Annotated in this window: 23 protein-coding genes; 16 read left to right on the plus strand and 7 right to left on the minus strand. The window is 58.5% G+C overall.

Annotated features, from left to right (window positions below):
• Positions 1 to 13: 13 nt before the first annotated feature.
• Together gor and rpiA are read right to left on the minus strand one after the other, a co-directional pair.
• A complete protein-coding gene (gene gor / locus K3556_RS10710; protein WP_260516776.1) occupies positions 14 to 1,381 on the minus strand; it encodes a glutathione-disulfide reductase in 1,368 nt (455 codons plus the stop codon).
• 136 nt (positions 1,382 to 1,517) lie between these two features.
• On the minus strand, positions 1,518 to 2,300 hold the full coding sequence (gene rpiA, locus K3556_RS10715) for a ribose-5-phosphate isomerase RpiA (protein WP_260516777.1): 783 nt from the start codon (positions 2,298 to 2,300) through the stop codon (positions 1,518 to 1,520).
• 194 nt (positions 2,301 to 2,494) lie between these two features.
• On the opposite strand from rpiA, the gene K3556_RS10720 reads away from it, so the two are divergent.
• Positions 2,495 to 2,848: a YbaN family protein gene (locus K3556_RS10720; protein ID WP_260516778.1), complete on the plus strand. Its 354-nt coding sequence runs from the start codon at positions 2,495 to 2,497 to the stop codon at positions 2,846 to 2,848.
• A gap of 88 nt (positions 2,849 to 2,936) precedes the next feature.
• A complete protein-coding gene (locus K3556_RS10725) occupies positions 2,937 to 4,316 on the plus strand; it encodes an L-serine ammonia-lyase (protein WP_260516779.1) in 1,380 nt (459 codons plus the stop codon).
• On the opposite strand, the gene K3556_RS10730 is transcribed toward K3556_RS10725, so the two are convergent.
• On the minus strand, positions 4,313 to 4,975 hold the full coding sequence (locus K3556_RS10730; RefSeq protein WP_260516780.1) for a thiamine diphosphokinase: 663 nt from the start codon (positions 4,973 to 4,975) through the stop codon (positions 4,313 to 4,315). The two genes, K3556_RS10725 and K3556_RS10730, sit on opposite strands and share 4 nt — an antisense overlap.
• Before the next feature lie 148 nt (positions 4,976 to 5,123).
• Here K3556_RS10730 and K3556_RS10735 point away from each other — a divergent pair, with 148 nt between their 5' ends.
• The gene (locus K3556_RS10735; protein ID WP_260516781.1) at positions 5,124 to 7,226 is read left to right on the plus strand and encodes a hypothetical protein; all 2,103 of its coding nucleotides are present in this window, start codon (positions 5,124 to 5,126) and stop codon (positions 7,224 to 7,226) included.
• Between the two features lie 66 nt (positions 7,227 to 7,292).
• Here K3556_RS10735 and K3556_RS10740 read toward each other — a convergent pair whose 3' ends face one another.
• Both K3556_RS10740 and K3556_RS10745 read right to left on the minus strand, forming a co-directional pair.
• Complete coding sequence (locus tag K3556_RS10740) at positions 7,293 to 7,568, minus strand: DUF2842 domain-containing protein (protein ID WP_260516782.1); 276 nt, start codon at positions 7,566 to 7,568, stop codon at positions 7,293 to 7,295.
• A gap of 5 nt (positions 7,569 to 7,573) precedes the next feature.
• Entirely contained in the window at positions 7,574 to 8,869 is a 1,296-nt protein-coding gene (locus K3556_RS10745; RefSeq protein WP_260516783.1) for an adenylosuccinate synthase, read from the minus strand.
• A 198-nt stretch (positions 8,870 to 9,067) separates the two neighbouring features.
• Between K3556_RS10745 and secG the strand changes: the two genes are divergently transcribed.
• From secG to K3556_RS10800, 11 genes are all read left to right on the plus strand, one after another.
• The gene (gene secG / locus K3556_RS10750) at positions 9,068 to 9,433 is read left to right on the plus strand and encodes a preprotein translocase subunit SecG (protein ID WP_260516784.1); all 366 of its coding nucleotides are present in this window, start codon (positions 9,068 to 9,070) and stop codon (positions 9,431 to 9,433) included.
• A 198-nt stretch (positions 9,434 to 9,631) separates the two neighbouring features.
• On the plus strand, positions 9,632 to 11,275 hold the full coding sequence (locus tag K3556_RS10755; protein WP_260516785.1) for a CTP synthase: 1,644 nt from the start codon (positions 9,632 to 9,634) through the stop codon (positions 11,273 to 11,275).
• Positions 11,272 to 11,949 carry a hypothetical protein gene (locus tag K3556_RS10760; RefSeq protein WP_260516786.1) on the plus strand — a complete coding sequence of 226 codons (678 nt, stop codon included), beginning with the start codon at positions 11,272 to 11,274 and terminating at the stop codon, positions 11,947 to 11,949. The genes K3556_RS10755 and K3556_RS10760 overlap by 4 nt, the downstream gene beginning before the upstream one ends.
• 196 nt (positions 11,950 to 12,145) lie before the next feature.
• Positions 12,146 to 12,601, plus strand: a complete 456-nt coding sequence (locus tag K3556_RS10765) for a TerB family tellurite resistance protein (protein WP_260516787.1) — start codon at positions 12,146 to 12,148, stop codon at positions 12,599 to 12,601.
• Between the two features lie 264 nt (positions 12,602 to 12,865).
• Positions 12,866 to 13,669 carry an amino acid ABC transporter ATP-binding protein gene (locus K3556_RS10770; RefSeq protein WP_312847258.1) on the plus strand — a complete coding sequence of 268 codons (804 nt, stop codon included), beginning with the start codon at positions 12,866 to 12,868 and terminating at the stop codon, positions 13,667 to 13,669.
• Between the two features lie 41 nt (positions 13,670 to 13,710).
• Positions 13,711 to 14,433: a transporter substrate-binding domain-containing protein gene (locus K3556_RS10775; RefSeq protein WP_260516788.1), complete on the plus strand. Its 723-nt coding sequence runs from the start codon at positions 13,711 to 13,713 to the stop codon at positions 14,431 to 14,433.
• Between the two features lie 102 nt (positions 14,434 to 14,535).
• Positions 14,536 to 15,420 (plus strand): ABC transporter permease, encoded by an 885-nt coding sequence (locus K3556_RS10780; RefSeq protein WP_260516789.1) that lies wholly within the window; start codon positions 14,536 to 14,538, stop codon positions 15,418 to 15,420.
• The gene (locus K3556_RS10785) at positions 15,417 to 16,223 is read left to right on the plus strand and encodes an ABC transporter permease (protein ID WP_260516790.1); all 807 of its coding nucleotides are present in this window, start codon (positions 15,417 to 15,419) and stop codon (positions 16,221 to 16,223) included. Before K3556_RS10780 ends, K3556_RS10785 begins: the two co-directional genes overlap by 4 nt.
• A gap of 146 nt (positions 16,224 to 16,369) precedes the next feature.
• On the plus strand, positions 16,370 to 17,050 hold the full coding sequence (locus K3556_RS10790) for a type 1 glutamine amidotransferase (protein ID WP_260516791.1): 681 nt from the start codon (positions 16,370 to 16,372) through the stop codon (positions 17,048 to 17,050).
• A complete protein-coding gene (locus K3556_RS10795; RefSeq protein ID WP_260516792.1) occupies positions 17,050 to 18,429 on the plus strand; it encodes a glutamine synthetase family protein in 1,380 nt (459 codons plus the stop codon). Before K3556_RS10790 ends, K3556_RS10795 begins: the two co-directional genes overlap by 1 nt.
• Before the next feature lie 180 nt (positions 18,430 to 18,609).
• Positions 18,610 to 19,830: a DegT/DnrJ/EryC1/StrS family aminotransferase gene (locus K3556_RS10800; protein WP_260516793.1), complete on the plus strand. Its 1,221-nt coding sequence runs from the start codon at positions 18,610 to 18,612 to the stop codon at positions 19,828 to 19,830.
• On the opposite strand, the gene K3556_RS10805 is transcribed toward K3556_RS10800, so the two are convergent.
• A complete protein-coding gene (locus K3556_RS10805; protein ID WP_260516794.1) occupies positions 19,827 to 20,789 on the minus strand; it encodes a LysR family transcriptional regulator in 963 nt (320 codons plus the stop codon). The two genes, K3556_RS10800 and K3556_RS10805, sit on opposite strands and share 4 nt — an antisense overlap.
• Positions 20,790 to 20,850: 61 nt before the next feature.
• Positions 20,851 to 22,902: a ComEC/Rec2 family competence protein gene (locus K3556_RS10810; RefSeq protein WP_260516795.1), complete on the minus strand. Its 2,052-nt coding sequence runs from the start codon at positions 22,900 to 22,902 to the stop codon at positions 20,851 to 20,853.
• Positions 22,903 to 23,058: 156 nt separating this feature from the next.
• On the opposite strand from K3556_RS10810, the gene gltX reads away from it, so the two are divergent.
• Entirely contained in the window at positions 23,059 to 24,462 is a 1,404-nt protein-coding gene (gltX, locus tag K3556_RS10815) for a glutamate--tRNA ligase (protein ID WP_260516796.1), read from the plus strand.
• Between the two features lie 67 nt (positions 24,463 to 24,529).
• Complete coding sequence (gene gltA, locus K3556_RS10820; protein WP_260516797.1) at positions 24,530 to 25,825, plus strand: citrate synthase; 1,296 nt, start codon at positions 24,530 to 24,532, stop codon at positions 25,823 to 25,825.
• Positions 25,826 to 25,887 lie beyond the last annotated feature (62 nt).

Below are 25,887 nucleotides of genomic sequence, written 5' to 3' on the forward strand. Positions count from 1 at the left end.
GCCGGTTTGAAGGTCAATCGCTGCGGGTTGGTGTCTTCATCAGAACGATTTCTTCCGACATGGTCGGATGCACCGCGACGGTCCGATCGAAATCGGCCTTGGTCGCGCCCATCTTCACCGCAATCGCGGCCAGCTGGATCATCTCGCCCGCGCCATCGCCAACAATGTGACAGCCCAGCACCTTCTGGGTTTTCTGGCTGACGATCAACTTGAACAACACCCGCTCATTCGTGCCGATAAAGCTTTTCTGCATGGGGCGAAACGCCGCGCAGTAGACGTCGATCTTTTCAGTCTCGCGCGCGTCCTCTTCCGACAGGCCAACGGTGCCGTATTCCGGCTGCGTGAACACTGCCGAGGCCACGTTTTCATGGTCGGGTTTAGTCGGATTGCCATTGAAGACCGTTTCGACAAAGGCCATCCCTTCGCGGATCGCCACCGGTGTCAGGTTGATCCGGTTGGTGACATCCCCCACCGCATAGATCGACGGAACCGAGGTCTGGCTGTAGTCATCCACCACCACCTCGCCCGAGCGGCCAAGCGTCACGCCAAGATCTTCCAATCCCAAACCATCGGTATTGGCCACCCGCCCAGTGGCAAACAGAACCTGATCGAATACCTCTTCGCGCCCGTCCGTACCCTTGACCCAGATTGTACCATCGCGGCGCTCCATCCGCTCCACCTCAAGCCCAACATGCAAATCGACGCCACGCTGGTGAATGTGTTCAGCAAGGAACCCGCGCACTTCGTCATCAAAACCACGCAGGATCTGCGCGCCGCGATACCATTGTGCCACATGGGCGCCGAGCCCATTGAAAATGCAGGCGAACTCGCAGGCAATATACCCGCCGCCGACAATCAGGATGCGCTTGGGAAAATCGTCGAGGTTGAATACCTCGTTCGAAGTGATCCCCAACTCTTTCGCGCCCGGCGTGTCGGGCAGGAAGGGACGACCGCCCGTGGCGACTAGGATGTGTTTTGCGGTGAAACTTTCACCGGTCGACAGCTCAACCGTATGGGCATCTTTCACCGTCGCGCGCGCATTGAAAATGTCCGCGCCTGAATTGCCCAGATTGCGAGTATAGATGCTTTCCAGCCGGTCAAGTTCCGCGTGCAATGCCGGGCGGAACGTGCCGGCCCAGTCAAATTCGCCACGCACATTGCCTTGCCAGCCATAGGCGCGGGCATCTGCTGCGGCCGGGCCGAATTGCGAGGCAAAAACCATCAGCTTCTTGGGCACGCAGCCGCGTATCACGCAGGTGCCACCCATACGAAACTCTTCTGCCAGCCCAACTTTCGCGCCACCCTCGGCTGCAACACGGCCTGCACGCACGCCGCCCGATCCGCCGCCAATCACGAAGAGGTCATAGTCAAATCCGCTCATGTGCATCCGCCTTTCCTGCCCCGACCACCGCGCCGAGGTGTAAACATATTCCGGCAGAAGCTATGGGCTTCGCCGCCGGACTTCCAGAGCCAGCAATGTCACATGGATCACGATTGCGCGGGTCAATCTGACCGGATCAGATATCGGCGAAGATATTGCTGCTGTCGCCAAACTCGATCCGCTCTTCCTCATGGGTGCCTTCGTTGATGTCGATCACCTCGACCCGGCCATCGCCATGGCCGATGACAACTGCATCACAGATGTCTATGAACAAACCGTTTTCAACCACGCCGGGCACTTGGTTGAGAACCATCGACAGTTTGCGCGGGTCTTGGATGCGCTTCAGGTGCAAATCGATGATGTGGTTGCCTTCGTCCGTGACAAACGGCACCCCGCCGCTTTCGCGCAGGATCGTTTTGGTGCCCAGCACATCCATCGCGCTCAGAAGCTCTTCGACCAGACCTTTGGTCGCCTGAAGGCCAAAGGGAATCACTTCGATCGGCAGCGGAAACGCCCCCAGCATATCAACGGCCTTTGTCGGGTCTGCGATCACCACCATCCGGTCTGACGCGGTGGCCACGACCTTTTCCTGCAGATGCGCACCGCCGCCACCTTTGATCAGGCACAGGTCCGGGTCATATTCATCCGTGCCGTCAATCGTCAGATCCAACCACTTGGCCGCGTCCAGCGTTGTGACCTCAATGCCCACCTGACGCGCCAAATCGGCGGTTCGGGTGCTGGTCGGCACGCCGGTGATTTTCAGCCCCTCGGTTCGGACCCGTTCCCCCAGGCAACGCACCATCCAAGCGGCGGTCGAACCGGTTCCCAGCCCCACGCGCATGCCATCCTCGACATATTGAACCGCGCGTTTTGCGGCGACGAATTTGGCGGTGTCGATGGGTGAGAGTTCTCCGGACATGGCAGCGATTCCCCTTGTGGCGCATGTTACGAGTCCTGCGGTTTATAAAACGCATGGGCAGAGGTGGCGAGGGGCTAACGTCGTGCGACGCTGAATTTCGCGCACGCCAGCATCCCGCGTGGGTCGGGTGGACAATCGCCACCGCTTCGCCCAATGCTGGCGCGACGCAGAACCGGCACAGGTTTCAAGGACCAATGAGCAGAGTTTTCTATATCGCGTTGGGTTGGAGCGCCGTGGCGCTGGGGCTGATCGGCGTCATATTGCCCGTTCTGCCCACCACTCCGTTCTTGCTGGTCGCAGCCTTCGCCTTTGGCAAAAGCAGCCCGAAAGCGCGCGCCTGGCTGATTGATCACGCCCATTTCGGCCCCGCCATTCAGGATTGGGAAGAGCGCGGCGCGATCTCGCGACGGGCCAAAACGCTTGCCGTATCGATGATGTCGCTGGTCTTTGTCCTGTCGCTAACCCTAGGAGCGCCCGGCTGGGTCCTGCTTGCTCAGGGCATCTTGATGGGCGCGGGAGCAGCTTTTGTGCTGACCCGGCCGGACTGACCTAAAAAGCGTCGCTTTCGCGATGACATTTACCGCTGATATAATCACTGTAGTCTGAACCACTAAACCCCTGAAGCACGAGGTCATTATGTTCCTGTCCGTTTTCGACATGTTCAAAGTTGGAGTAGGTCCCAGTTCATCCCATACCATGGGACCGATGGTGGCCGCCGGGCGTTTCCTTGACCACCTCAGGGCGCAGCCGTTCAAAGTTGTTGGTCTTCAGGCGTCCCTACACGGGTCGCTGGCGTTTACTGGCGTCGGCCATGCGACGGACCGCGCAACCATCCTTGGCTTGGCCGGCTTTCTGCCTGAGACCTATGACCGGGCTCGCGCAGAGGAAACGTTGGCCGAGATCGAACGCACTGGCACGGTAAGTCCTGAAGGGTTGGGCACTTTGTCTTTCACCCCCAAAACCGACCTGTATTTTGATTATGAAACGCCCTTGCCCGGCCATGCCAACGGGATGCAACTGATGGCGACCGATGCGCAGGGCGACGTTGTGGTGCGCGAGACCTATTACTCGATCGGTGGCGGTTTTGTGGTGACTGCTGCCGAACAAGCCCGCGAAGCAGTGATGGATGCGCGCGACGCCAAGCGCCACCCCTACCCGTTTGAGACCGCCGCCCAAATGCTGCAAATGGCAGAGGAATCCGGCAAAACCATTGCCGAGATGAAACGCGCCAATGAACTTGAGCATATGGGTCCCAACGCGCTGGCCGAAGGGCTGGACCGGATATGGGAGGTGATGAACAACTGCATCGACCGCGGCTTGACGGAAGACGGTATTCTGCCGGGCGGCTTGATGGTGCGCCGCCGGGCGATGGCGATTCACAACAGCCTGATGGCCGAACAGGGTCTGAACATTTCCGCGCCGCACATCATCAACGACTGGATGAGCGTCTATGCGATGGCGGTGAACGAAGAAAACGCCGCGGGTGGCCAGGTGGTGACCAGCCCAACCAACGGCGCGGCTGGCGTGTTGCCCGCCGTGGTGCGCTATTGGTTGCAACATGTGCCCAGCGCTGTCCCCTCTCGCGTGCACGACTTCCTGCTGACCGCCGCCGCCATCGGCGGGATTGTGAAACACAACGCCTCCATCTCGGGTGCCGAAGCTGGCTGTCAGGCCGAGGTTGGATCAGCCAGCGCCATGGCCGCCGCCGGGCTGTGCGCGGTCATGGGCGGCACACCAATGCAAATCGAGAACGCCGCCGAGATCGCGCTGGAACACCATCTTGGCCTGACCTGCGACCCTGTGCGCGGGCTGGTTCAGGTGCCGTGCATCGAACGCAACGGGCTGGGTGCGATTAAGGCCGTGTCGGCGGCGTCACTGGCGCTGCGGGGCGACGGCACGCACCTTGTGCCGCTGGATGCCTGCATCAAGACGATGTTCGAGACCGGGCAGGACATGTCGGAAAAGTACAAAGAGACGTCATTGGGCGGCTTGGCTGTAAACGTCCCAAACTGCTAGGATGGCGTCAGGGCCGCAATCGCGTCCGTCAGATGCGCCCGTGGCAGAATCACCAGAAGGCCCGCGCCATCGGCCTCAACCGTGACAGCGGGCGCATTGGTTTCGTTTGACGTGCCAATCATCCCCCAAGGCGACATTTCAAGATCGTCGAGCGGCCAGACCAATCCTGTGCCGCGCACATTCACTTTCGCCATCGGGAACAGCGAAAACCGTGTGCCGACCGGCAGCGTCATTTCCAATGGGCGGCTCAGATGGAAGCAAATATCCACCTCGCCCACCAGGATCACGCGCTTTTCAGGCAACCCAACCAAAGTGTTATAGCAGGCAAGCTCATGATCCAGCCGCTTGCCCATGAACCCAACACCCAACACCACAGGCGCATCAATCAGATCGAGTGTCTTGTGAAAATCCGTGCGATTCTGGTCAGGGGTCTCAACAAATCTGTCCGCGCCAATGGTCTTGCGCGCGTGCTCGGAAACAGAATCCATGTCTCCCGCGACAACGACAGGCACGTGCCCCAGCTCCAACGCCTGATCCGCGCCACCATCTGCCGCCACCAACTCCGGTGCGAGCTGAAGACAGTGCGAAAGCGTGGCAGGATTTACAGCGCCGCCGCCCAGTAAGGTCACATTGTGGGAAAATTGGCGAAAATATCTCATTATGGACACAATTGTCTCCCAATCTGATCTTAAGAACGGATTTGTCCGGAAAAAAATTTACCGTGCATTTGCACGATTTTGTTAAAGTTCCCGGAACCATGTACAGTGTGTATACCTGTGCAGTTTCGGAGGAGAAAGTGAGTTATCCATGGTGAGTAACAGCAAAATCCTCACTGTTTCCTATGGCACGTTTTCGTGCACGCTTGAGGGATTCGACGAGCCATTTGGGACGATGAAGTCCATCGCGGAGTATTTCCGCGACCTTGCCGCTGACGACCGTTATTTCGGTGCTGAACCGCCAACCCCTGATGCCGAAGTACTGCACCGCATTGCGGAACGCGAAGTTCAAAAGCGGGTCGAGGCGCGTGTGGAAGAAGACGGCGTTGTCTTGCGTCAAGAAGGCACCTCTCTGCCCTCCGTGACCAAGACCGGCGCGACATTAGTTGCGGGTCAGGCCCTGTTGAACGACGACGACGCCGATCAGCAGGTCGACGAAGTTGAAGAATCGGCAGACGAGCCCGAAGCAGCCGCGGTTGAAGAAACCGCAGCAGAAGAGGCCGTAGAAGAAGAAGCGTTGGCTGAAGAAGCCGCAGAAGAAACTGCCGAAGAAACCGTTACAGAGGCAGAGGAAGCTGTCGCTGAAGCCGAGGAAACTGAGGCCGCTGCCGATGAAACCGAAGCCGAAGTCGCTGACAATTTCGAACACATGGCGGAAGAAGCCGCCGCTGTGGAGCCGGAAGAAGTTGAGGTAGAAAGCGTAGAAGCAAAGCTGGCGCGCATTCGTGATGCCGCTGACGCAGATGACCTGGAAAGCTTCTCGGACGACCCGAACGCCGAGCCGTTCTATGAAACTGATGACGATGAAACGGACCTGACAGTATCGGAAGCCGACGACGCCGACGACGTCGATCAACCGGACCAGCGGGACGTTGCGCGGGCTGAAGATGACGAAGAAGCTGAGGTCATCGCCGACCTGACAGACAGCGATAAAGACGATGAAGGCACAACCGACGGTCCGTTGCTTCTGTCCGCCAAAGACAGCGTGCAAGGTGAAACCGACGATGACGTTGACGCGATCTTGTCGCAGTTGAACGCGCGTGGCGACAAAGCCGAAGCGGACACTGACGATTTTGAAGACAGCTACGACGACGATGACACCGCGGACCTGGATCTGGAGGACGGTGTCTCTAACGTTCTGGAGAACACATTCGACGACGAACCTGAGCCTGTCGTGCCGGTGAACCGTGTCGTGCGCGTTAAACGGATGCGCCGCAACGACGGCTCCGAAGAACTTGCGGTTGATCCCAAATCTGCGGATGACGCGGCTGTCGTGGATGCAGAAGCCACTGAGGCGACGGATCAAGGTGCCGACGAGACGGCAGGGGACGATCATTCGACGCTGAAGCTTCTGAACATGATCGACCACGAAGTCAAAACAGAGGCACGCCGCGAACGCCGCGAGCAAGTCTTTGACAATGGCGCCGCCGATCAAAGTGACGAGACGCTGAACCGCATTCTGGCGGAAACCAACGACAAAATGGACAGCCAAGAGGCTTCGCGCCGTCGCAATTCGATCGAGCACTTGAAAGCAGCCGTACAAGCCAAACGCGCGGACGAAGACGCGGGCGATGTTGAAGTGTCCGAAGACGAAGCTGATCCCTATCGTGCAGATCTCGCCCGTGCAGTGCGCCCGAAGCGGCCTGAAATTACCGAGGAAAAAACCAGCTCTTTGCGTATGGCGCCGCTGGTTCTGGTGTCAGAACAGCGGGTTGATGGTGTCGATGTTGCCGACGATGCTGATGACGCACAAACCGCTGAGCACAAAGCAAACAAAGCTGTTCGAATCGTGCGTCCGCGTCGCGTCAGCCGCAAGCCCGGAAGCAAGGCCGAGACCGTCGCCGGGCAAACCCAGATTGAAGGCATCGAAAAAGACGCACAAGCTGTATCAGCCGATCCGTCGCAGGACGGGTTCGCTGCTTATGTAAACGGCGCTGATGCCTCGGACATGAACGGCCTGATGGAGGCTGCGGCCACCTATGCCACCAAAGTTCAGGGCCTGCCCCAATTCAGCCGCCCACATGTGATGCGGTTGGTCATGGGACTGAAAGTGAACGGCGGCATCTCACGCGAAGAAGCGTTGCGTGCTTTTGGACGCCTGCTGCGTGAGGGCCGTATCAGCAAAATCGCACCGGGTCGGTTTGCCTTGGCTGCAGGTCAGGACTCTGACGAAAACGGTCGCCAATCGGCGTAAGATCTACGACAGAAACGAGAAAAGGGAGCCTGATTGGCTCCCTTTTTTTTGTGATCGCGTTCGATCCTATTTATCTTCGTCTTTCAGCGCATATTTGCCTTCTGGATCATGCGGATAGCTTTCCGGGTCTGCTTCCGGATCGGGCTTCCCCACCCCCAAAAACACTTTGCGCAGCGGGATCATCCACAGGAAACCAAGCACGATATAGACCAGCAGTTCCAGCAGAATTGGTGGACGGTCAAACAAGCTGACAACCTTTACGGCCACGAGAATGTAGAGTGGCAGGCCCACCAGTAAAACCAGCAAAGACAATCGTTTACGTGCTTTGTATCCCAAGGCCATGTCGATCAATCCGCAAACGGGTCGGTGACAAGGATCGTGTCGTCACGTTCCGGGCTGGTGGACAAAAGCGCGACAGGGCAGTCGATCAGCTCTTCCACCCGCTTCACATATTTGATCGCATTGGCGGGCAGGTCGTTCCAGCTGCGTGCGCCTTCGGTCGTTTCCGACCAACCGGGCATTTCTTCATAGATCGGGGTGCAGCGCGCCTGTTCATCTGCAGCGGTTGGCAGATAATCCATCTGCTTGCCGTCCAGATCATAGCCCACGCAGATTTTCAGCGTCTCAAACCCATCCAGAACGTCCAGTTTGGTCAGCGAGATGCCGGTCACACCCGATGTCGCACAGGTTTGGCGCACCAAGGCGGCGTCAAACCAACCACAGCGACGCTTGCGCCCGGTGGTGGTGCCAAACTCGTGGCCCCGTTCGCCCAGCATCTGACCGTCGGCATCGTCCAGCTCGGTCGGGAACGGGCCTTCACCGACGCGGGTGGTATAGGCCTTCACGATCCCAAGCACATAGTCGATTGATCCGGGGCCAATGCCCACACCCGTCGCCGCCTGCCCGGCGATGACGTTGGACGATGTGACAAACGGATAGGTGCCGAAATCAATGTCCAGAAGCGCCCCTTGCGCGCCTTCGAACAGGATACGTTTGCCAGCCTTACGCTTTTCGTTAAGCACCTTCCAGACCGGGGCAGCAAAGCGCAGGATTTTCGGCGCGACCTCTTTCAACTGGGCAACCAGCGCATCGCGGTCGATCGCCTCGATCCCCAGCCCCTTGCGCAGCGGGTCGTGGTGTTGAAGCGCGCGGTCGACGCGAGCCTCAAGCGTCGCGTGATCAGCCAGATCGGCAACGCGGATCGCGCGGCGGCCAACCTTGTCTTCGTAACATGGTCCAATACCACGCCCGGTGGTGCCAATCTTTGTGCCCTTGCTGGCAGCTTCTTCCCGCGCACGGTCCAGCTCTCCGTGAAACGGCAGGATCAGCGGTGTGTTTTCAGCGATCATCAACGTCTCGGGCGAGATATCGACGCCTTGCTTGCTGATCGTCTCGATCTCGTTCAGCAGGTGCCATGGGTCCAGCACAACACCGTTGCCGATGACTGACAGCTTGCCGCCGCGCACAACGCCGGATGGCAGCGCGTGCAGCTTGTAAACCTCGCCATCGACAACCAGCGTGTGGCCCGCATTGTGGCCGCCCTGAAAGCGCGCAATCACATCGGCACGTTCGCTGAGCCAGTCAACGATCTTGCCTTTTCCTTCATCGCCCCACTGGGCGCCTACGACGACTACATTGGCCATGATCTTTTTCCTGTCTCAAAGAAAACCCGTTAGGGTCATAGCCGCACATGACCCGGCGCGAAACCCGTAATCCGCATATCGAAGTTAAACAGGTGACGGAATCGCACATTGGGGGCGCGGCCCTTCTTGCACCCCTTCCGCTTTTCCCCTACATAGCCCCGCAGATCGAACGAACCCCCAGTCACGGAAGCGTCCCTTATGGAAAACGTCATCCTCGTCATTCACCTGGTCCTGGCCCTTGGCCTGATCGGGATCGTGCTTTTGCAGCGGTCAGAAGGCGGCGGCCTTGGCATCGGCGGCGGTGGCGGCGGTGGCGTTATGTCGTCCCGCGGCGCGGCAACCGCCCTGGGCAAGCTGACCTGGCTTTTTGCAATTGCCTTTCTGGGCACGTCGATCACCCTGACAGTGATTGCCGCAAAGAACGCGGCTGACAGCTCTGTCATTGACACGCTGGGCATCGAAGCCCCTGCGGCCGAAGGCGATGCGCCTGCCTTGCCAGACGTGACCGATTTGCTTCCGCCCAGCAGCGCGGATGACAGCCTGACGCCACCGCGCGCCGACTAATACCCACAATACCTTGAGGAGGGGCGGATTTCCTGCCCCATCATCTTGCGATCCGGTTGCGCGGGGCACCGGAATCGGTTATGTCTTTAACCCCGTGGGAAGCGGATTCGCCGGGGCCATATTTATGGCCGTGCGCAGTGTTCGAAAGCCAATAATCAAAGGCGCACTGACGCCGAATTCACGGGGGCAGCCTAACGCATGGCACGTTACATCTTCATCACCGGTGGTGTTGTTTCTTCTTTGGGCAAAGGTTTGACCGCTGCAGCCCTTGGCGCGCTGTTGCAAGCGCGCGGCTATACGGTGCGGATGCGCAAACTTGACCCCTATCTGAACGTCGATCCCGGCACGATGAGCCCGTTTGAGCATGGCGAAGTGTTTGTCACAGATGATGGCGCAGAAACCGATCTGGATCTTGGCCATTACGAACGTTTTACCGGGGTTGCCGCCCGCAACACCGACTCGGTCAGTTCCGGTCGCATTTACACCACCGTGTTGGAGAAAGAACGGCGCGGCGACTATCTGGGCAAAACCATTCAGGTGATCCCGCACGTCACCAACGAAATCAAAGACTTCGTAGAGATCGGCGATGACGAGGTTGATTTCATGCTCTGCGAAATCGGCGGCACGGTCGGTGATATCGAAGCCCTGCCTTTCTTTGAGGCCATCCGTCAATTCAGTCAGGAACGCCCGCGTGGTCAGTGCATCTTCATGCACCTGACGCTGCTGCCCTTCCTTGCGGCCTCGGGCGAGTTAAAGACAAAACCCACACAGCACTCGGTGAAGGAACTCCGGTCAATCGGTATCGCGCCCGATGTGCTGGTGTGCCGCGCCGAACATAATATCCCGGAAAAGGAGCGCGACAAGATTGCGCTGTTTTGTAATGTCCGCCCGGATGCGGTGATCCCGGCCTATGACCTGAAGTCGATTTACGAAGCGCCGATGGCGTTTCACAAAGTCGGGCTGGATCAGGCCGTGCTGGACGCCTTCCAGATCGCCCCTGCCCCCAAGCCTGACCTGCGCCGCTGGGAAGATGTCGAAGATCGCATTCACAATGCGGAAGGCGAAGTGCGCGTGGCCGTCGTTGGCAAATATATCCAGCTTGAGGATGCCTATAAGTCGATCAAAGAGGCTTTGATGCATGGTGGCATGGCCAATCGTGTGCGGGTCAAACTGGAATGGGTGGATGCCGAACTGTTTGAGGCGGAAGACCCGGCGCCATATCTGGCAGGGTTCCACGCCATCCTTGTGCCCGGCGGCTTTGGCGAGCGCGGCACGGAAGGCAAGATCAAAACCGCACAATTCGCCCGCGAACGCAAAATCCCCTATTTGGGCATTTGTCTGGGGATGCAGATGGCGGTTGTCGAAGCGGCGCGCAACGTCGCGGGCATCAAGGATGCCGGATCGGAAGAATTCGACCACGAGGCCGGTGAAACCCGCTTCACGCCGGTTGTCTATCACCTGAAGGAATGGGTGCAGGGCAATTACAAGGTCAAGCGCAAGGTCTCGGACGACAAGGGTGGCACCATGCGGTTGGGCGCTTACACGGCGACCCTGACCGAAGGATCAAAAGTGGCCGAGATTTATGGCTCGACCACCATCGAGGAACGTCACCGCCACCGCTATGAGGTGGACACAAAATACCGCAAGCAGCTGGAAGAGTGTGGGTTGCATTTCTCAGGCATGTCTCCCGATGGACGGCTACCGGAAATCGTAGAATGGCAGGACCACCCGTGGTTTGTCGGCGTGCAATTCCACCCGGAACTGAAGTCCAAACCGTTCGACCCAGCGCCCTTGTTCGCCGATTTCATCCGCGCCGCGAAAGAGGTCGAGCGTCTGGTATGATCCGGGCGCTGCTGTCAGGATTTATTCTTTCCGCACAATCCCTTACTGCTGGCGAAGTGACACAGGTGGATTACGCCGATCTGGCCGGTCAATTGCCCGGCCTTGTCGATTTTGAAGACTTCGCAACATTGCCGGAACCCGGCCAGCCCGTACCGGGGCCAATCATTTATTCTGGTCTGGTCATCGGCGCGCAATTGGCCGGCCAAACGGTGCGCCCGGTCGATGGGTTTGACCTGCTTGAGGGCATACCTGACCTGCCCCTTCGCAGCAGTTTGGGCGACACAGACGCGGCACTTGCGGTCGCCTATCATGCAGGCTTCGGGTCCAACGCCGCCTTTCCGCTTGGACCTGACGGATTTAGTAAGCGCTCGGGCCGCGGCGAAGGAGCGCTGGCGCTGGTTTTCGACAATTCGGTCTCAGCGTTTGGGCTGAAACTGCATGCAGATTACCCCGATCCGCTTGGCTCCCGGCCGCAACCGGGCACTGTGACACTGACGTTTTACGATCAATCGGGTGCCGAAATCGCGCATCACGACCTGCAACCGGTCCACGGTGTGAACGCGGTGGGACTGTTGATTGCGCCACCTGCCAAAGCCATAACCCTGACCCACCGCGACCCCGGTGGCATCGCTGTGGACGACATCCGCTATGATCAGGACAGTTTGGGCAGTTAAAGCGTTTCGAAAAAACCTACGACACCGGTTTTTGGCGAAACGCGCGAAACGCTGAAGTGTTGAACGGCGTTTCGGATGATCCCGGTCTCCGGTTTAATTCGAAACGCTTTAGGTCGCGGCGATACCTGACGCGGATGTGACGCTCGGTTACAAATGTCGGGCTGGCATTTTTGGCGAAGTCGCCTAAGTTACCCCCATGTTCGGATCCCTTCTCAGCAAACTGACCCAACCCAACCCCGTCCCGCTTGCCGATGACGATGCCCGGCTGGCCATCACGGCTCTTCTGGTGCGGTTGGCGCGCTCGGACCACGCTTATGGTGCAACTGAGATCGACGAGATCAACCGCATCCTGTCAAAGCGCTATGATTTAACTCGAGACGCCGCCGCAGCGCTTCTGCACGAGGCAGAGGAAATCGAAGCCGTCGCGCCCGACACGGTGCGGTTTACCAACGCCGTCAAGGACGGGGTGCCACTTGATGACCGCATGGCTGTCATCGAAGCCGCTTGGTCCGTGGTTTTGGCTGACGGTGTACGCACTGCGGAAGAAGACGCTTTGATGCGGATGATCCCACGCTTTCTGGGCATCACAGATCGCGAAAGCAACGAAGCACGCCTGCGCGCCGCGAAGGCCATGAACGGCGCCTCGATCTAAGAGCAGCACCTTCGAAGCCATTCACGACACAAAGGTCGCGCCAGCCGAAAATCCCAACGCAACCTGGTCGTAAATCGGTCTGCGTTTGTAACAACGCTCGGGTTCAACCCAAGCGCGCGCATGATGGACTATGGCGCACAATCTGACCGGCGAACCGCCGTTCCGCCATGATTTACGTAACTTCCCCGCCTTTTCGCCGTTGCAATTCAAAGAAATATGCGCCCTACTCCGATGTCACACCACTTGCCATAACTAGGTTCATACGTGCCACTCGACCAAACTGCCAATTCCTCATCCACAGCCACGCCTGTGATCGAAATTCGTGACCTTCATAAAAGTTATGGGGCACTTGAGGTTCTGAAGGGGGTCGATCTTGTGGCCGAGCGGGGGCACGTCGTGTCGCTGATCGGATCGTCAGGCTCAGGCAAGTCCACGCTGCTGCGTTGTGCTAACCTTCTTGAAGACAGCCAACAGGGTGACATCCTGTTCGAAGGTGAGCCGATCACATGGCGGGGTCATTCGTTGCACCGGCATCCAGCGGACCGCGCACAAGTCACGCGTATCCGCACCAATCTTTCGATGGTGTTTCAGCAGTTTAACCTGTGGTCACATATGACCATCCTGCAAAACGTGATGGAAGCGCCCGTCACCGTGCTGGGGCGTGACAAATCCGACGTCGAAGAAAAAGCCCGTGCCTATCTGGCCAAAGTCGGGATCGGCGACAAATGCGATGTCTGGCCTGCGCAACTGTCCGGCGGGCAGCAGCAACGTGCCGCCATTGCGCGCGCGCTGTGCATGGAGCCAAAGGCCCTTTTGTTTGACGAGCCGACCTCGGCGCTTGATCCAGAGCTGGAACAAGAGGTGGTCAAGGTCATCAAAGACCTTGCTGCCGAAGGCCGCACCATGGTGATCGTCACCCACGACATGCGGCTTGCCGCCGACGTGTCCGACCACGTCATCTTCCTGCATCAAGGTTTGATCGAGGAAGAGGGCGCACCCGAAACGCTGTTTGGATCGCCAAAAAGCGAACGGTTAAAACAGTTTCTGTCAGCCACTCAACCTGACTGACTTGAAAGCCAAGAAAACCAACACTTAATGGGAGTTAACTTATGAAAAAGCTGATCCTTTCGACTGCGGCACTTGCAGTCACGGCCGGCTTCGCGATGGCAGACAACCACGGAAAAACCGTGCGTCTGGGCACCGAAGGCGCTTATGCACCTTGGAATTTCGTGAATGATGCTGGTGAAATCGACGGGTTCGAGCGCGAGCTGGGCGACGAGCTGTGCAAACGCCTGGAACTGACCTGTGAATGGGTCAAAAACGAGTGGGATACGATCATCCCGAACCTCGTATCGGGCAACTATGATGCGATCATCGCAGGCATGTCGATCACCGACGAGCGCGACGAAGTGATCGACTTCACCCAACCCTATACCCCGCCAGATCCCTCGGCCTATGCCGCAATGTCGGCTGACGTCGACCCGGCTTCGGCTGTTGTAGCGGCTCAGGCCACCACCATTCAGGCTGCGTTCGTGGCTGATCAGGGCTGGACCCTGGTTGAGTTCCCGACCCCCGAAGAAACTGTCGCTGCCGTGAAAAGCGGCGAAGCTGACGCGGTGCTGGCCGACAAAAGCTTCCTTGATACCATGGTCGGCACGGACGGTCTGGTGATGCTGGAGCGGATGGAAGCCATCGGCGGCGGCGTTGGCATGGGGTTCCGCGAAAGCGACGCGGAAATGCGTGACATGTTTGACAAGGCGATCCAGTCCATGAAGGACGACGGTACGTTGAACGAGATGATTGCCAAGTGGGAAGTTTCCTCGCAGTGGTAATGTAACCTACCGGCCCGCGCATATCAGTTGCGCGGGCCATTTTTTGCCGCCCGGTCTGACACCGACCGGCCAATCTGGCACAAACGTCAACCGGTATCCGCAATGTTTTCCTACTGCACCGATCCCTCAACGCTAGAAGGCCTGAGCTGGCTCAGTTGCTACCTGACAACCGGGAAGCATATGGGCTTTTACCTGTCCTTCCTGACGGTGATCTTTTTGCTGTTGATCACGGCGCCGGTGGCCCTTTTGTTCGGCTTTGCCGGGGCATCCGCCGCGCGGTCGCGGTTCTTGCCCCTCAGCCTTCTTGGCAAAACCTACACGGCGATCGTGCGCGGTGTGCCCGACATCGCCTTTTTCATGTTCTTCGTGATCGCACTGGATCAGGCGTTCGAATATTTGCGCCACAAGACAAAATGTCCCGACTGGTCCGAACCGATCCGCCAGGGCAGCGATTTCGTGGTCTGTACGCAGGCCAAGCTACCCTTATCGACCAGCCCACAATGGGTTCACGAGGCCTATGGCTTCTCACTCGCAGTGCTGACCTTTTCCATCGTGTTCGGCGCTTTTGCGGCAAATGTGCTTTATGGCGCGATGCGCGCAGTGCCACGCGCGCAACTTGAGACTGCCGAAGCCTATGGCATGACATCGCGCCAGACATTTTGGCGCATCCTAGTGCCGCAGATGTGGGTCTATGCCCTGCCCGGCCTGTCCAACCTGTGGATGATCCTTGTCAAAGCCACCCCGCTCTTGTTTCTGCTGGGTGTCGAAGACATCGTTTATTGGGCCAGAGAACTGGGGGCGACCAAGGCTGCGAAATTTACCGATTATCCGCATGGGAACTGGCACGCGATCTATTTCTTTGGGCTGCTCGTGTTCTATCTGATGCTGACCTCGGTCAGTGAACGTGTGTTCAAACGCATCTCGCGCCGCCTGTCCCACGGACAGGCCACCGCCGCTGGCGAAGCCCAACGAAAGGCCGCACAATGAGTTGCCTTCAAACCGTACAGGATTATGCGTTCAGGTCGCTGGGGTTTGGCGAACGTCTGTTACCCCGCGAGGGTTTTACCTTGTGCGAACAGGTGACGCTGATCGGCTCGGGCATGTTCTGGAACATCTATTTCGGCCTGATTGCCATCGTATTTGGGTTTTTTGCAGCCACCGGCATGGCGCTGGCTAAGAACAGCGAAAACAAATGGGTGCGCAAACCGGCCGAGTTCTTTATCTACGTGTTCCGCGGTTCGCCCTTGTTTATTCAGATGTTCTTTGCCTATGCGGTCTTTGTTGTGATCAAACAAAGCGTGCCCTTCATGGCCCCGTTCACCTCGGCCTGGCTGGGGGCTACGTTGGTTTTGTTCCTGAACACCACGGCCTATACTGCCGAGATTTTCTATGGCGCGCTGCAATCAATCCCGAAGGGCGATCTGGAGGCAGCGGATGCGTATGGCATCACAGGGCGCACCCGGTTTACCCGGATCGTCTGGCCGTCGATGCTGCGGCTTGCCTGGCCGGCTTATACCAACGAGGCAATCTTTCTGTTTCACGCCACGGCGCTGGTCTTTTTCTCGGGCTTTCCGGTGTGGGCACAACGGGGCGACGCGCTGTATTACGCAAGCTACTTTGCCGACAAGACCTTCAACCCGTTTATCCCTTATCCCATTCTGGCAGGGTTCTTCATTCTGCTGACGTTGGTGGTCATCACGGTGTTTGGCACAATTGGCAAACGATTGAACCGTCATTTGCCGCAAGCCACCGTTCGCCGTCCGGGCTTCATGCGCACACTGATGCGCTAACCGCCCAACTGGCTGCTCTTTCACCACTGGAATGACCTGCGAGCGACCTCGCTGGCTGTATAAGACAGGCGCGCATTTTCCCCCCTTGCTCCGACCAACAGGCTCGGTTAGTGTCCGTTTCATAATTTGATCAAATTCGGTGATTCATGCGGATCGGTATCCTTCAAACCGGCCACTCCCCTGATGAAGTACGCGATGATCTGGGCGATTACGGCCAGATGTTCATCCGGCTTCTTGATGGGCATGGCTATGACTTCACAATCTACAGCGTGGTGGACAACCAGTTTCCAGACGGACCAGACGCTGCCGACGGGTGGCTGATCACCGGGTCGAAGCACGGCGCTTATGAGGATCACGACTGGATCGCACCACTGGAAAAGCTGGTTCGTGACATTCGTGACGCCGATCTGCCGCTCGTCGGTGTGTGCTTTGGCCATCAAATCATTGCGCAAGCCCTTGGCGGTAAAGTGCAGAAGTTTGACGGCGGCTGGGCCGTTGGGCGTCAGGTCTATGAGATCGACGGCGAAAAGATTGCCCTGAATGCGTGGCATCAGGATCAGGTGGTGGACCTACCTGAAGGTGCGCGGGTCTTTGCTTCGAATGACTTTTGCGAAAACGCGGGTCTGATGATTGGCGACAAGATCATGACCATTCAACCACACCCGGAATTCACCGCACAGATGATCGACGCTTTGATCAAATACCGGGGACGCGGCAACATATCGGAAGATGTTCTGTCAAAGGCCCAAGATGGCTTGGCGCAGGTCATCGACACGCAAAAATTCGCAGATCAGATGGCGAAAATTCTGAACAAAGGGGACAGGTAATGGACAAGTCGAAATCAGAGGCCAACGCCTGGATGGAAAACCTGCCTGAAGCCGCACGGGCCTATCTGGATGGCAAACGGCTGGACGAGGTTGAATGCATCGTTTCCGATCTACCCGGTATTGCGCGCGGCAAAGCGGTACCTGCTGGCAAATTTGCGCGCCAGGATTACTTTCACCTGCCAGACAGTGTGTTCTATCAGACCATCACAGGCGACTGGGGCGAAGCGGCGGGCGACGAAGGTTTCATCGAACGCGACATGACGCTCATCCCGGATATGTCCACAGCCACCGCCGCGCCGTGGACCGGAGACTGGACGCTTCAGGTGATCCATGACGCGTATGATCGCAAGAAAAACCCGATCCCTTACAGCCCGCGCAACGTGCTGCGGCGTGTGGTCGATCTGTATCACAAACAGGGGTGGGAGCCTATCGTTGCCCCCGAGATGGAGTTCTATCTGGTTGCCCGCAACATTGACCCGGCTGAGAAGATCAAGCCGATGATGGGCCGTTCGGGGCGGCCGGCTGCCGCGCGTCAGGCATACTCGATGACGGCTGTCGATGAATTCGGGCCGGTGATCGACGATATCTATGATTTCGCGGAAGCTCAGGGTTTTGAAATTGATGGCATCACGCAAGAAGGCGGCGCCGGTCAGCTTGAGATCAACCTGATCCACGGCGACCCGATCAAGCTGGCGGACGAGGTCTTCTATTTCAAACGCCTGATCCGCGAAGCCGCGCTGCGCCACGATTGCTTTGCCACCTTCATGGCCAAGCCGATCGCCGAAGAGCCGGGAAGCGCTATGCATATCCACCATTCGGTGCTGGATCGCAAAACCGGCGAAAACATCTTTGCCGGACCGCAGGGGGGCGACACCGATGCGTTCTTCCACTTCATCGCCGGGATGCAGAACCACCTGCCCAGCGCGGTGGCTGTGCTGGCACCTTATGTGAACAGTTATCGCCGATATGTGAAAGACAACGCCGCCCCGATTAACCTTGAATGGGGACGCGATAATCGCACGACAGGTATCCGCGTGCCGCTGTCTTCGCCCAAATCGCGGCGTGTGGAAAACCGTATCGCGGGCATGGACTGCAATCCCTATCTGGGCATCGCGGCCAGTCTTGCTGCGGGCTATCTTGGCCTGATGGAAGAAAAACGCCCCACCTCGCAATATCGCGGCGACGCCTATGAAGGCGAAGAGGATATTCCGCGCGATCTGGGCTATGCGCTGGAGCTTTTTGATGCGGCTACAAGCCTGCATGACGTTCTGGGGCCGGAGTTCGCACGCGTTTACTCGATTGTGAAGCAAACAGAGTATAACGAATTCCTGCAGGTCATCAGCCCATGGGAACGCGAGCATCTGCTGTTGAACGTCTAAGCGGCTGGCCAAGTCACACAAAAGACCACGCAAAAAAGGAACCGTCTGACGCGACGTCGGGCGGTTTTTTCTTTTCATGGGCATCGTCCATCTTTAGATTTGCCGAAATGACTCTTCGATAATCCCGAAGATAATCGATGAACGGTCCTCGCGCTGGACCCACAGGACTGAGAGCCGGACATGACCCTTGCCCCCAACGTCTATGACGCAGAACCCATCCCCGAAGCCGCCCGCGCCGAGATCGACCAGCTTCTGAAATCTGGCGACCTGTTTCGCTATACCGCGCCGGAAGACGCACCGGTCAGCTTGCTTGAGGCCGAATTTGCCGAGATGATGGGTGCGAAATACGCGCTGGCCGTGGCAAGTTGCTCTGCCGCGTTGTTCTTGTCGCTAAAGGCACTGGCACTGCCCCGCGACGCGAAAGTGTTGATCCCGGCCTTCACATTCGCCGCCGTGCCAAGCGCGGTTGTCCATGCCGATTGCAAGCCCGTGCTGGTCGATGTGCAGGACAACTATCGCGTCGATATGGCGGATTTCGAAGCCAAACTGGCCGGCGACATCAAGGCTGTGATCATCAGCCACATGCGCGGTCACACGTCAGATATGGACGCCATAATGGCCCTGTGCGACGCAGCCGGCGTCCCGGTGATTGAGGACGCCGCGCACTCGCTGGGTACGCAGTGGCACGGACGCAAGATCGGCACGATTGGCAAGATTGGCTGCTTCTCGTTTCAGTCTTACAAGATGCTGAACGCTGGCGAAGGCGGAATTCTGATCACAGATGATGCTGACCTGATTGCACGCGCGGTGATCATGTCGGGCGCTTACGAGCACAATTGGAAGAAGCACAAAGCCCCGCACGGCGACAATACTTCGGCGTTGCAAGATGCGTTTGCGCGCTGGCAGAACCAATTGCCGCTTTACAACACACGGCTGTCCAACCTGTCTGCGGCGGTCATTCGCCCCCAACTGGGCGAACTAGAGCGTCGAGTGAATGACGGTCTGAAGAACCACGACTACGTGGCCGACAAGCTGAACCAAAGCCCGTGGATCGACGTGCCCCCGCCCTTGTCCGCCGAGACGCGCGCGCCCGACTCCATCCAGTTCAACCTTGTGGGCATGAGCGATACAGACACCGTGGCCTTTCAAGAGGCTGCGAAAGTGCGTGGAGTTTCGGTTCAGGTGTTCGGGATGAGCACGGACAACGCACGAGCCTTCTGGAACTGGCATTTCATCGATGGACAGGGGGAATTGCCGCAGACCCGCGCCATGCTGATGCGCGCCTGCGACACGCGCCTGCCGGTGCGCTTGCAAAAACCTGATCTGGATTTCATCGCTGACGCGCTTGTTGCCGCCGCGCAAGACGTCAAAACCGGATCATCCAAAACAAGCGCCGCCTAAAGCAACGCCAGTTTGCCCGCCAGCCACGGGTAAGATTGCGCGGCTGGCGCGACGATCATGTCTTCCAGAATGTGTTTTGTGCGCGTCGCCATATCCATTGGCAATGCGCCCAACACACCTTGGCGGGCGGTCAGGTTGATCCGACGAGAGATCGGCGCGAAGGGAAGTTCGATCAGATCGGTCTGCGCCCGGAAGCGTTGAGCGTGGAAAAATCCCAAGGGTGTGATGATTGTCCAGCCAGCGCCAGACGCCACCATCGCCATGATCGCGTGATAGCTGTCCAGCTCGAAACGATTGTTCAGACGGATGTTCTGCCGCGCCAGATGGTCCGTGATGACCCGCCCCATATGGTGGCGCGCGGTGTATTGCACCAACGGCAGATCACGCAGTACCTGCGCCGCATCGCCACGCCCAATCACACCCTTGGGTACGGCTGCGACGAACGGCTCTTCCATCAACGCATGCACTTCCATCCATGGCGCCGAGGCCCCTGTATCAGCCGCGATAATCACATCCAACGCACGCGCATCCAACTGGTCGTGCAAGCGGTGAGACGCTCCGGTTTCCAGCAGAAAGCGGGTGGACTGCATATCGCTTGCCAGATCCGATAGCAGACGGGGGGTCACGTCTGCGTCAAAATCCTCGATCATCCCCAAACGCAGGCGAGACAGCTGTGACATCGCCCCCAACGCAAGTTCGGCGCGGGCTTGTTCGGCTTCGTTCAGGATGGCTTGCGCGCGTTTCAGAAACAGCGCGCCGGCGGGTGTCAGGCGCATCGGGCGGGCCGACCGGTCAAGCAAGGTGGTGCCCAGAGCGGTTTCAAGATTGGTCAGTTGCTGGCTGACCGATGACGGGCTTGCCCCCAACCGCCGCGCAGCAACCGAGATCGAGCGCTCATCGGCTGTCGCCACGAAAACCTCGACTCCCCAAAGGGTGATGCGCCCTGCTGTCTCGACCATTGCTCGCTCCTTTGGCCGGAAAGCTAGGGGCTTTGCGGGCGGCGGGCAACAGGCTTGCGCCTTAGCGTGCCCATAGCCGGTCACCGGCGCGCGCGCGCGCCGTGTCAACGCGGAAGCTTCCAGCATCTGGCCAAAGTGCAATTGCCCCGGTTTCGGACAGGCTTTTGCGATCCATCACTATGCAGCCCGCGGGCGGAGTGGCTGTCGGTTTTCCCGACAGCACGACGATATCGGCCTTGGCGCAAGCGTCGCTTACCCGATCACCGGCACTGCGGCCTGTCAGATGGACCAGAACCGCGCCATCAATCTCGGCCGTCAGATGCCCGGCCTCGCCTGACAGCCCCGTCCGTGAAAACGCTGTCTCCTGATCGGCGGCGTCGCCGTCATTTTCGAGCCATGACAGGGCCGCGAAGCTTTCACCGCGTGGCTTTGACAGATCACGCCCAGCCTCGGTCATGATCCCGACCAGCCCACCTGTCGCACTGATCAGGATCGGTGGTCGGGTGGCCTGCGCCCAGACCAGTGCCGCCGCCGCTATTGGCGGTAACGCCAGCAGGCGGGCGCGTCGTGTCAGTAAGGTCGCAAAGATACCTCCCAGTGCAACCAATGGCAGCACCGCATCCGGCGGCGCGGGCACTTGTCCGGTGGCGCCGTCAAGCGAGGACACAAACCGTGCAACCCCGATAATCCAGTCAATCGGCGGGCCCATCAATTTGATCGGCGCCCAACCAAGGCCAATTGCAGACAGCAGCGCTGCCAACACCGCCAGCGGCATGATCAGCGCACCCATGACCGGCACCGATAACAGGTTGGCCAGCAAGCCAAAATGGCTGACCTGATTGAAATGTGCCGCCCCAAACGGGGCCGTCGCCATGCCAGCGACGAATGACGAAATCACCACCGCCAGAATCGGACGCGACCATTTTGGCGCGCGCCAGACGTCGTCGGTGCGCGCCCTGTCGCGCAGCCATCCAAACACCGCAACCAGCGCAGTGGTGGCGGCAAAGGACATCTGGAAACCGGGCTCGACCAAGGCCTCGGGATGAAGAGTCAGCACAATGAGCGCCGCCATAGCGACAGCACGCAATGACAGCGCGCGGCGGTCAAACAGGATGGCCACAAACATCGTGGCCACCATGATAAAGGCGCGTTCCGTCGCGATGTTGCCGCCAGACAAGGCCAGATAGAAACCACCCGAAAGGATCGCGATACAAGCCGCCAGTTTTTTGATCGGATAGCGCAAAGCCAGCCCCTGCCAAAGGCTAAGCACCATGCGGGCTGCTTGAAAGATGAAGCCGGTCAATAACCCCATATGCAGGCCTGAGATCGCAAGCAAATGCGCCAGATTGGACGCGCGCAACGCGTTGATTGTGTCCTTGCCCATCGTTGATCGGTCGCCGGTGGTTATGGCGGCGGCGAACGCACCCGTTTCGCCCGGCAGAACGCCACGCACCCAAGCCGAGATCGCTTGCCGCAGGCGGGATACGGCAAGGGTTATCCCCGGCTCTGCAGGCGCCAACAAAAGCGCGGGCACCCGTGTGTATCCCACCGCCCCGATCCCGCGAAACCACGCCATACGTTGAAAATCAAAGCCTCCGGGTTCGACCGGGCCATTTGGGCCGGACAGATGCGCAGTCATGGCAATGCGTTGGCCGATCGCCGGGGTCAGAAAGCCTTGATCGCCATGCAATGACACCCGGACAATTGTCGCGTGCTTTGTTGGGCCGACATCGTCCAGCCGGACGCGGTCAAGCGTCAGCCGTACCGCATCCGACTGCGACCGGTCAATTTTGACGATCCGCCCTTCGACCGGGCCATAGTAGCGGAAATCAAGTACCGGCGCGGCAACGTAATGCGCCCTCGCCCCGGCCAGACAGAAGCCCAACCCCACCAAGCCAACCGCCATTGCGACTGGTCCGACGCCCCAGGGCCAAAATCTTGCGATCAGGACACACGCCCCCACCAAAACCATCACACCAGCATAAACCAGCGCCGTCGGCTCTGACTGGAGAGAGAAATACAGCCCGATCCCCGCGCCCAGAAAAAGCGGTGCCCAATGCAACAGGCGACCGCGTTCTTCCTCGATCCGGGTCAGGAACTTGTGGACCAGCACCCTTGTTCGCGGCCTCCCTTTTGCGTAAAGCCTGTGGGGACAAACACGGGCTGGCGGTTTCACAGAAACACTGGCCCGGTCCGTGGTTTCATTGCGCGCGCGGCGCGCGTTGATACCTGAGTAACGTCCGCATGGTTTCCAAAAGGTTAACGCTTCATGACCACCGATCAGATCGTCACCCGTTTCGCCCCCTCGCCCACCGGCTATCTGCATATTGGTGGGGCGCGCACTGCCCTGTTCAACTGGCTGTTTGCCCGTGGTCGTGGCGGTAAATTCCTCTTGCGGATCGAAGATACAGACCGGGCGCGGTCAACACCCGAGGCGACCGCGGCAATCCTGAGGGGCATGGCATGGCTGGGGCTTGATCACGACGGCGAGGTGGTCAGCCAGTTTGACCGTGCGGGCCGACATGCCGAGGTCGCACACGAGATGTTGGCTGCAGGTCATGCCTATAAGTGCTTCGCCACGCAGGATGAAATTCAGGCCTTCCGCGAACACGCCAAGGCCGAGGGGAAGTCCACGCTCTATCAATCGCCTTGGCGCGACGCCGATCCGTCAAATCACCCCAACACACCCTATGTCATTCGCCTGAAAGCCCCGCGCGAAGGGGTGACGGTCATCAAGGATGCTGTGCAGGGCGATGTCACGATCCGCAATGACCAGCTCGACGACATGATTTGTTTACGTTCCGATGGCACACCCACCTACATGCTGGCTGTCGTTGTGGATGACCATGATATGGGCGTGACCCATGCCATTCGCGGGGATGACCACCTGAACAATGCCGCGCGCCAACAGCTTGTCTATCAAGCGATGGGCTGGGACGTGCCCGTTTGGGCGCATATTCCCCTGATCCACGGTCCGGACGGCAAGAAACTGTCAAAGCGCCACGGCGCGCTGGGGGTCGAGGAATATCAGGCCATGGGCTATCCCGCCCGTGCAATGCGCAATTATTTGGCGCGATTAGGCTGGAGCCACGGCGACGACGAGTTTTTCACCGACGCGCAGGCGTTGGAATGGTTTGATCTGAAGGGAATCGGCAAGAGCCCGGCGCGGTTTGACTTCAAAAAACTCGACAACCTATCGGGGCAGCACCTGTCAGCAATGGACGACGCCGAAGTTATGGCAGAGTTGGAGTCATTTTTGGCCGCAACCGCTCAAAACCCTTTGCAGTCGCAGCAAAGAGGACTTTTATTGGATGCGATGTATGTGCTGAAAACAGGCGCGAAGACTCTCCCACAACTCCTTGAAAAGGCTTCATTTGCAATGACTTCCCGCCCCATTATCGCGGACGAAAAAGCGGCTGCCGCACTGGATGAAGTATCCCGTGGTATACTGAAAGAATTGACGCCGCAGCTGCAAAATGCTAGCTGGGAACGCGACACGCTGGAAGGGATCCTGAACGGGCTTGCAGAAGCTCATGGTACCAAATTTGGCAAACTGGCCGCTCCGCTGCGTGCAGCACTGGCCGGTCGCGCCGTGACCCCCAGCGTATTCGATATGATGCTTGTTCTGGGCCGCGACGAATCTATTGCGCGCCTTGAGGATGCAAGCGCATAGAATATGCAGGCGTGCCTGATCCATCCGGGGGAGGCGCGACAAGATACGAACACGAAGGGATTATAGAATGGCCAAACCGACTGGAACTGCGAAGCTCACCTTTGGTGACAAGGAGCTAGAGCTACCGATGTATTCGCCCACCGCGGGTCCCGATGTGATCGATATCCGCAAGCTTTATGCTCAAGGCGACGTGTTCACCTATGATCCTGGGTTTACCTCGACCGCTAGCTGCGACTCGACGATCACCTTCATCGATGGCGACAAGGGTGAATTGCTGTACCGCGGCTATCCAATCGATCAATTGGCCGAGAAATCGCACTATCTCGAAGTCTGCTATTTGCTGCTTTATGGCGAGCTGCCAACCGAAGCTGAATTGATCGATTTCGAAAGTCGCGTGACCAACCACACGATGGTCCATGAGCAGATGATCAAGTTCTTCTCGGGCTTCCGCCGCGATGCACACCCGATGGCCATCATCACCGGTGTTGTGGGCGCAATGTCGGCCTTCTATCACGACTCGACAGACGTAAATGACGAATGGCAACGCGAAGTGGCCGCGATCCGTATGATCGCCAAGCTGCCCACGATTTGCGCCATGGCGTTTAAATACTCGGTTGGTCAGCCCTTCGTTTATCCGAAAAATGATCTGGATTACGCATCGAACTTCCTGCGCATGTGTTTTGCCGTTCCGTGCGAGGAATATGAGGTCAACCCGATCCTGTCCAAAGCCATGGACCGCATCTTCACCCTGCACGCTGACCACGAACAGAACGCATCGACCTCGACCGTGCGTCTGGCCGGGTCGTCGGGCGCTAACCCGTTTGCCTGTATCGCGGCTGGTATCGCCTGTCTGTGGGGTCCGGCGCATGGCGGCGCCAACCAAGCCTGTCTTGAGATGCTGCGCGAAATCGGTTCGGTCGATCGCATCCCGGAATATGTGGCCCGCGCCAAGGATAAGAACGATCCGTTCCGCCTGATGGGCTTCGGCCACCGCGTTTACAAGAACTTCGACCCCCGTGCGAAAGTCATGAAGGAAAGCGCGGACGAAGTTCTGGGCCTGCTGGGTATCGAAAACAACGAGACCCTGAAGGTTGCCAAGGAACTGGAGCGCATCGCGCTGGAAGACCCGTATTTCGTCGAGAAGAAACTGTATCCGAACGTCGATTTTTATTCGGGCATCATTCTTGAGGCGATGGGCTTCCCCACCTCGATGTTCACGCCGATCTTTGCCCTGAGCCGCACCGTTGGCTGGATCTCGCAGTGGAAAGAGATGCTGGGCGATCCGGGTCAGAAAATCGGCCGTCCCCGCCAGCTGTATCTGGGCGAGACAATGCGCGACTATGTGGATGTCAAAAAACGCTAAGGTAAATTTACCAGAGAAAAGCCGCCGATTTCGGCGGCTTTTTTTGTTTTCATGGCACGATT

The organism is Aliiroseovarius sp. M344 (assembly GCF_025140835.1).
GTDB lineage: Bacteria > Pseudomonadota > Alphaproteobacteria > Rhodobacterales > Rhodobacteraceae > Aliiroseovarius.